This window comes from Pseudomonas sp. Eth.TT006 (genome assembly GCF_054456575.1).
In genome coordinates this window covers 148,685-156,021 of record NZ_JBTJEN010000016.1, presented here as the reverse complement: position 1 = coordinate 156,021, position 7,337 = coordinate 148,685, and the positions used below count along the sequence as shown (strand labels likewise).

The following is a 7,337-nucleotide window of genomic DNA, read 5'->3' as shown; positions in this document are numbered from 1 at the left end:
GGGTAATTGTGTTGGGTTTCAGAAATTTTGCGGGGTTGCGCGGGTGACGAGGGCTTCGACATCGAGGCCGCGCGGTAAGGCGCCGTAAACCCGGCCGCCACCGTTCAGCCGGCTGGCGATAAACGCATCACTGACCGCCGAATTCCCTGCCTCCAGCAACAGCTTCGCCTGCAACCCCAAGGCAATGTCTTCGGTCAGCTGCCGCGCACGGTACTGAATATCGCTGGTGTCCTTGAACTGCGCCTGCAGTTGCTGGATATGCGCGGCCAGACGCTTGTCGCCATGGCCGTCGCCCAATTCGCTGAACAGCACATCGAGCACGCCCGGCTCCTTCGACAGTGCGCGCAACACGTCCAGGCACTGTACGTTGCCCGAGCCTTCCCACGTCGAGTTGACCGGTGCTTCGCGGTACAGCCGCGGCAGGATGCTTTCTTCGACATAGCCGGCACCGCCCATGCATTCGGCGGCTTCGTTGATCATTCCCGGCGCACGCTTGCAGATCCAGTACTTGCCCACCGCCGTCACCAGCCGGGCGAATTGCGCTTCGTGGCGATCATCCAGATGATCCAGCGCCTTGCCCATGCGCAGGCTCAAGGCCAGTGCGGCTTCGCTTTCCAGCGCCAGATCGGCCAGCACGTTCTGCATCAACGGTTGCTCGCTGAGCAGTTTGCCGCCGACCTTGCGGTGCGCGCAGTGGTGGCTGGCCTGGGTCAGCGCCTGACGCATCAGCGCGCTGGAGCCGACCATGCAATCGAAACGGGTCATCGCCACCATCTCGATAATGGTCGGCACCCCGCGGCCTTCTTCGCCGACCATCCACGCCAGCGCGCCACGGAACTCGACTTCGCTGGAAGCGTTGGACTGGTTGCCGAGTTTGTTTTTCAGACGCTGGATGTAGAACTGATTACGCGTGTCGTCCGGGCGATGGCGTGGCAGCAGAAAGCAGGTCAGGCCCTTGTCGGTCTGCGCCAGCGTCAGAAACGCATCGCACATTGGCGCCGAGCAAAACCACTTGTGTCCGACCAGTTCATAGGCCTGGCCCGGGCCACTGGCGCCAACCGGATAAGCCTTGGTGGTGTTGGCGCGCACATCGGTGCCGCCCTGCTTCTCGGTCATCGCCATGCCGATGGTCACGCCGGCCTTGTGCGCCATGCCGACGTTGCGCGGGTCGTATGCGGTGGCGAGGATTTTCGGCAGCCACTGCTCGGCCAGATCCGGTTGCAGGCGCATCGCCGGGACGCTGGCAAAGGTCATGGTCAACGGGCAACCACTGCCGGCCTCGGCCTGACTGTGCAGATAGCTCATCGAGGCGCGGGCAACATGCGCACCGTCCTGTGGATGGCTCCAGGGTAACGAGGTCAGGCCATGTTCAATCGCGGTGCGCATCAGCTCGTGGTAGGCCGGGTGAAACTCCACCAGATCGAGGCGATGGCCGTAGCGGTCATGGCTGACAAATACCGGCTTGTTCTGATTGGCGAGAAACCCGGCTGCCATCAGCGGCCCGCCGGCCAGCGCCCCGTAGGCATCGATCCGCGACTCGGCCCAACCAGCGCCGAACCGCCGCGACCACTCCTGCAACGGCAGGTCGATGCGGTACAGGTTGGCACCGTCCAGCGCCGGTGGCTGGTTGGTGACTTCGTGGGTTTCGGCGAACTGATGCAGGTTCATGACGGGGCTCCTCTGGTCAGCCAGGGGATTCAGTTAAGCACCGGCCCGTGACTGATCAAAGTGTCATATGCGCCGAATTGGCGGCGCTTTCACCCTGTCAGGCGCTGAGCACCCGACGCTCCAGCGCCGTTTGCAGGTCCTCGAACTTCACCGGTTTGCTCAGATAATCGATGCGCGTGCCAGGCGCGCAGTGCTCGCGATTCGAGCCCTGAGCCAGCATGAACACCGGCAACTGCGCACAGCCCGGCAAAGCGTGGATCTGGCAGCACAGCGATGCCCCTTCATGGCTCGGTAGCTGGCAATCGATCAGCACCGCGTCGAAACTTTCCCGCTGCAGACAGTCGAGTGCCGCCGTGCCGTGGTCCGCCGTGCGCACGCGGAAACCGAGCTTGAGCAACATGCCACGCATCACCAGCTGATTGACGCTATTGTCGTCCACCAGCAACACCGTGCAGTCCTGCGGCGCGCGGATGCGCTCGGCCTGCGACGCCGGATTCGGTGCCGCATCAAGTGCTGGCAGTTCGAATTCGACATCCAGCTGAAAGCGGCTGCCGCTTCCGGGTTCGGAACGATGGGTGAGCTTGCCGCCGAGCAGCTCGACCAGTTGCCGGCAGATCGCCAGCCCTACGCCCAGCCCGCCGTATTCGCGGGTCATCGAGCCGTCGAGCTGGAAGAAACGCTGATACATCGTCGCCTCGCCCAGATCGGTGAAGCCGATGCCGGTGTCGATCACCGCAAACGACAGCGCCAGGCGGTGGTCCGCCGTCTGCTTGCCGGTGACCCGTAGTGCCAGGCCACCAACCCGGGTGAACTTGATCGCGTTGTCCAGCAGGCATTCCAGGCACTGCGCCAGTTTCGCGCTGTCGCCGTGCAAACGGTCCGGCAGCGTCGGCTGCACCTCGACTTTGAACTCCAGCGACTTGCTCGCCGCGTTGCCGTCGAACTGCACGCGCAACGCCTCGACCACCCCACGCAGGCTGAAGCTGCCCGGCGTTGCCTTGAGCTTGCCGGCCTGCAGTTCGGTGAGGGTCAGGATGCCGTTGACCATGCGCATCATGTCCCGGGCGGATCCGGCGGCGGTTTGCTGGTATTGCTCCAGTTCAGGCTCCAGCTCGACGGTCTGCATCAGCTCCAGCGAACCGATCACCCCGTTCATTGGCGTGCGTAATTCGTGGGTCAGGGTTGCGAGGAATTCGTCCTTGAGCTTGTTGCTGTGGGCCAGTTGCTGGTTGAGCACTTCGAGCTTCTGCCCGGCATCGAACAGGGTCTGCGCCTGCTGCTCGCGCATGGCATTGATGCGGTCGGCCAGCGCCAGCGACAACAGCGCCACTTCAATCGCCGAGCCGATCTGGCTGGCGTACATGGTCAGGAACACGTTTGGCAGCAGGCCGAGCACCATCAGCGTATTGACGATGCCGCCGAGCAAAAACGCCGACCAGGCAATGATGAAATAACGCGCCACCCGCAGACCGCGCCACCAGGCGAGGATGCCGGCGGCGAAGATCACCACGGTGAAGGTCAGCGCCAGCACGGTCGCCAGGCGCAGCGACAGCGCATAACTGGTCATCAGCGACAGACCGACCACCAGCGCGCCGAATGCAATCAGCGCAATCAGCAGCCGGTCGAGCCAGCGGCTGTGGGTTCTGGTCTGCAGGAAACTGCGGGCGAACTGGCTGCCGAACAGCCCCGCACAGCCGATGAAAAAAGGCGTGGAAGCGTTGGTCCACCACGGATTGTCCGGCCAGAAGTACTGCACCGCCGCGCCGTTCACCGACAGTTGATAGAAGCCGAACGAGGCAATATAGAAGATGTAATAGAGGTAGCTGGTATCACGCACGCTCAGGTAGATGAACAGGTTGTAGACCAGCATCCCCAGCAGCACGCCATAAATGATCCCCAGCACATACAGGCGCACCGGCTGATCTTCAAGGTACGCGGTGCTCGACCACAACGTCACCGGCGCCTGGATCGAACCTTCGCTCGCAAGGCGCAGGTACACCGTGCGCTGTTGATCGGGCTTGAATTCAAGGTCGAACAGATAGTTGTTCTGACGGATCTCGCGACTGGCGAACGGCAAGGCATCACCCGTCTGCCGGACCAGGCGATAGTCGCCACTGGCGTCGGCCAGATACAGATCCAGATGATCGAGCGGCGGGTACGCCAGCTCCAGCAGCCAGGTGCGTTGCGCGGCGGGATTGTTCGGCCGGTAATGCAGGTCGATCTTCAGCCAGAACGCCGAACGCGAGTACCCGGCATTGAGCGTGGCTTTATCGTGGGTTTTGAAATTGCCTGCCGCCGCTTGGGCACGGACATCGGCGATGCTCGCCTGACCGCTCGGGTCTTCGAACACCTGCAGGGCGCGGCCCAAGGGCAGGCTTTGAGTATTTTCGTCGAACTCGACGGCGCTTGCGAGGAGGGGCAAGCAGAACAGCAACATCAGCAAATAGCGCATTGAAGCCCCAGCGTGGCTCGTCCGGTTGTGTCAGGAAGCCCCCCATTCCCTTTGAGTAGACGTAAAACCGGTATTACCTGTTATTGGTTTGGATCCAGCCTAGCATAGCCGTTGATGGCCATTGTGCACCATCGAAACTTTTCCTACAAAGGCTCTAGAACGGGCGTTTCAGAGGAAAGTCGCGGACTAGAGCTGTTGAGTTGGTCAAGAAGATCAAAAGATCGCAGCCTGCGGCAGCTCCTACATGGAAATGCCATCCCTGTAGGAGCTGCCGCAGGCTGCGATCTTTTGATCTTGCTCCACCGCCTCCCACCCGTAAAACGGGTTTGGTGGTAAGCTCGCGCACCATGAATATCTACAGCTCCCGCCCCGTTGTCCTCTGTCTCTCCGGCCACGACCCCAGTGGTGGCGCCGGCTTGCAGGCAGATATCGAAGCCCTGCTCGCGCAGGGTTGCCATGCGGCTCCGGCCGTCACCGCCCTGACCGTGCAAGACACCGTCAACGTCACGGATTTCCGCGTCCTCGACCGTGAGTGGGTATTGGCGCAGGCCAATGCCGTACTCAACGACTCCGAAGTCGCCGCGGTCAAACTGGGCATGCTCGGTTCGCTGGAAATGGTCGACACCGTGGTCGAACTGCTTTCAGCGCACCCGCATCTGCCGGTGGTCTGCGATCCGGTGCTGCGTGCCGGCGGCGGTGGGCGTCTGGGCAAGGACGAAGTCGGTTACGCGATGCGCGAGCGGCTGCTGCCGCTGTCGATCATTGCCACCCCCAACCTGCCTGAAGCGCGGATCCTCGCCGAACTGCCCGAAGGCACTGCGGACGAGTGCGCGGACAAACTCCTGCCGTTCGTCAAAAACCTGCTGATCACCGGCGGCCACGGCGACGAAACTGAAATTCATAATCGCCTGTACAGCCGCGACGGCCTGCGTGAAACCTTTTATTGCCAGCGTTTGCCCGGCAGCTATCACGGTTCCGGTTGCACCCTGGCCAGCGCGATTGCCGGTCGTCTGGCTCAGGGTGAACACCTCGCCAGCGCCGTACGCACCGCGCTGGATTACACCTGGCGTACCCTGCGCGATGCCGAACAACTGGGCAAAGGCCAGTTCGTGCCGCGTCGCCTGCCGCTGGATTTTTGCTCGTAACGTCGTGAGGTCTGCCTGATGAAACTACGTGGCCTGTATGCCATCACCGACAGCACCCTGCTGGCGGGCAAGTTTCTGTCGTACGTGGAGGCGGCGCTGGAAGGCGGCGTCACCCTGCTGCAATACCGCGACAAAAGCAGCGACGAGGCCCGCCGTCTGCGCGAGGCCGAAGCACTGCGCGACCTGTGCGCACGCTACAAGACGCAACTGATCATCAACGATGACGCCGAGCTGGCCGCGCGCCTCAACGTCGGCGTACATTTGGGCCAGACCGACGGCCCGCTGTCACCGACCCGCGCCCTGCTCGGCTCGAAAGCCATCATCGGCTCCACCTGCCATGCGCAACTCGCGCTGGCCGAGCAAGCCGCCAAGGAAGGCGCGAGCTATGTCGCCTTCGGCCGCTTCTTCAACTCCAACACCAAACCCGGCGCGCCAAGCTGCAGCCTCGATCTGCTCGACGAAGCCAAACGCACACTGCACCTGCCGGTCTGCGCGATTGGCGGCATCACCCTCGACAACGCCGCGCCGCTGGTGGCCCACGGGGTCGACCTGCTGGCAGTGGTCCACGGCCTGTTCGGTGCCGAAAGCACCACCGAAGTGACCCGCCGCGCCCGCGCCTTCAACGACCTTCTGAAAATCTGATTTGAGAGCCCGACCATGTCTCGTTCCGAAACGTTGTTTGCCAATGCCCAGAAACACATTCCCGGAGGCGTGAACTCGCCGGTTCGCGCGTTCAAGAGCGTGGGCGGCACGCCGCTGTTCTTCAAGCACGCCGAAGGTGCCTACGTCACTGACGAAGACGACAAGCGCTACGTGGATTATGTGGGTTCGTGGGGGCCGATGATCCTCGGCCACAGCCACCCGGACGTGCTCGACGCGGTACGCAATCAGCTGCAACACGGTCTGTCCTACGGCGCGCCGACCGCGATGGAAACCGAGATGGCCGATCTGGTCTGCTCGCTGGTGCCGTCGATGGACATGGTGCGCATGGTCAGCTCCGGCACCGAAGCGACCATGAGCGCAATCCGTCTGGCCCGTGGTTACACCGGGCGTGACAGCATCATCAAATTCGAAGGCTGCTACCACGGTCACTCCGACAGCCTGCTGGTCAAGGCCGGCTCCGGTGCTCTGACTCAAGGCGTGCCAAGCTCCGCCGGCGTGCCGGCCGCGTTTGCCAAACACACCCTGACCCTGCCGTTCAACGACATCGACGCCGTCGAGAAGATGCTCGCCGAAGTTGGCCAGGACGTAGCGTGCATTATTGTCGAGCCGGTGGCCGGCAACATGAACTGCGTACCGCCGGCGCCGGGTTTCCTCGAAGGCCTGCGCTCGCTGTGCGACAAGCATGGCGTGGTGCTGATCTTCGACGAAGTGATGACCGGTTTCCGCGTTGCCCTCGGTGGAGCCCAGGCTTACTACGGCGTGACCCCGGACCTGACCACCTTCGGCAAGATCATCGGCGGCGGCATGCCGGTCGGCTGCTTCGGCGGCAAGCGCGAAATCATGCAGCGCATCGCGCCGCTGGGTCCGGTGTATCAGGCCGGCACCCTGTCGGGTAACCCGCTGGCGATGGCTGCCGGTCTGACCACCCTGCGCCTGATCAGCCGTCCGGGCTTCCACGCCGAACTGACCGACTACACCACGCGTCTGCTCGACGGCCTGCAACAACGCGCCGATGCGGCGGGCATTCCCTTCGTGACCACCCAGGCGGGCGGCATGTTCGGCCTGTACTTCAGCGGTGCCGACGACATCGTCACCTTTGACGACGTGATGGCCAGCGACGCCGCGCTGTTCGGGCGCTTCTTCCACCTGATGCTGGAAGGCGGCGTGTACCTGGCGCCAAGCGCCTTCGAAGCCGGTTTCACCTCGATCGCCCACGGCGAAGCCGAGCTGAAAATTACCCTGGACGCTGCCGAGCGCGCCTTCGCTGCACTGAAGTAAGGGACGTAACGCTGACGTTGGCCATTGCCAGCGTCAGCTTTCACCTACATCCACGCGTTTTTTCCCACACCTCTGCTAAAAATCCGCCGCAAAGTGGCCGATATAGTCCCCGCGCAGCAGAAAAACGAGTA

General features: G+C 62.9%; 5 protein-coding genes. 3 read left to right on the top strand and 2 right to left on the bottom strand.

Features of this window, described 5'->3' with window-relative positions; all coding sequences use genetic code 11:
- Positions 1-18 precede the first annotated feature (18 nt).
- Positions 19-1,668, bottom strand: coding sequence for an acyl-CoA dehydrogenase family protein (locus ACXR0M_RS23075; RefSeq protein ID WP_458833979.1), 1,650 nt, complete (start codon positions 1,666-1,668; stop codon positions 19-21).
- Between the two features lie 97 nt (positions 1,669-1,765).
- Positions 1,766-4,120, bottom strand: a complete 2,355-nt coding sequence (locus ACXR0M_RS23070; protein ID WP_458833978.1) for a hybrid sensor histidine kinase/response regulator — start codon at positions 4,118-4,120, stop codon at positions 1,766-1,768.
- A gap of 347 nt (positions 4,121-4,467) precedes the next feature.
- Here ACXR0M_RS23070 and ACXR0M_RS23065 point away from each other — a divergent pair, with 347 nt between their 5' ends.
- Genes ACXR0M_RS23065 through hemL form a run of 3 tightly spaced genes read left to right on the top strand, consistent with a single transcriptional unit; the run spans position 4,468 to position 7,206 of the window.
- A complete protein-coding gene (locus tag ACXR0M_RS23065; RefSeq protein WP_458833977.1) occupies positions 4,468-5,265 on the top strand; it encodes a hydroxymethylpyrimidine/phosphomethylpyrimidine kinase in 798 nt (265 codons plus the stop codon).
- A gap of 18 nt (positions 5,266-5,283) precedes the next feature.
- Positions 5,284-5,907 (top strand): thiamine phosphate synthase, encoded by a 624-nt coding sequence (gene thiE, locus ACXR0M_RS23060; RefSeq protein ID WP_458833976.1) that lies wholly within the window; start codon positions 5,284-5,286, stop codon positions 5,905-5,907.
- 15 nt (positions 5,908-5,922) lie between these two features.
- Positions 5,923-7,206 (top strand): glutamate-1-semialdehyde 2,1-aminomutase, encoded by a 1,284-nt coding sequence (gene hemL / locus ACXR0M_RS23055; RefSeq protein WP_458833975.1) that lies wholly within the window; start codon positions 5,923-5,925, stop codon positions 7,204-7,206.
- The last annotated feature ends 131 nt before the right edge of the window (positions 7,207-7,337 follow it).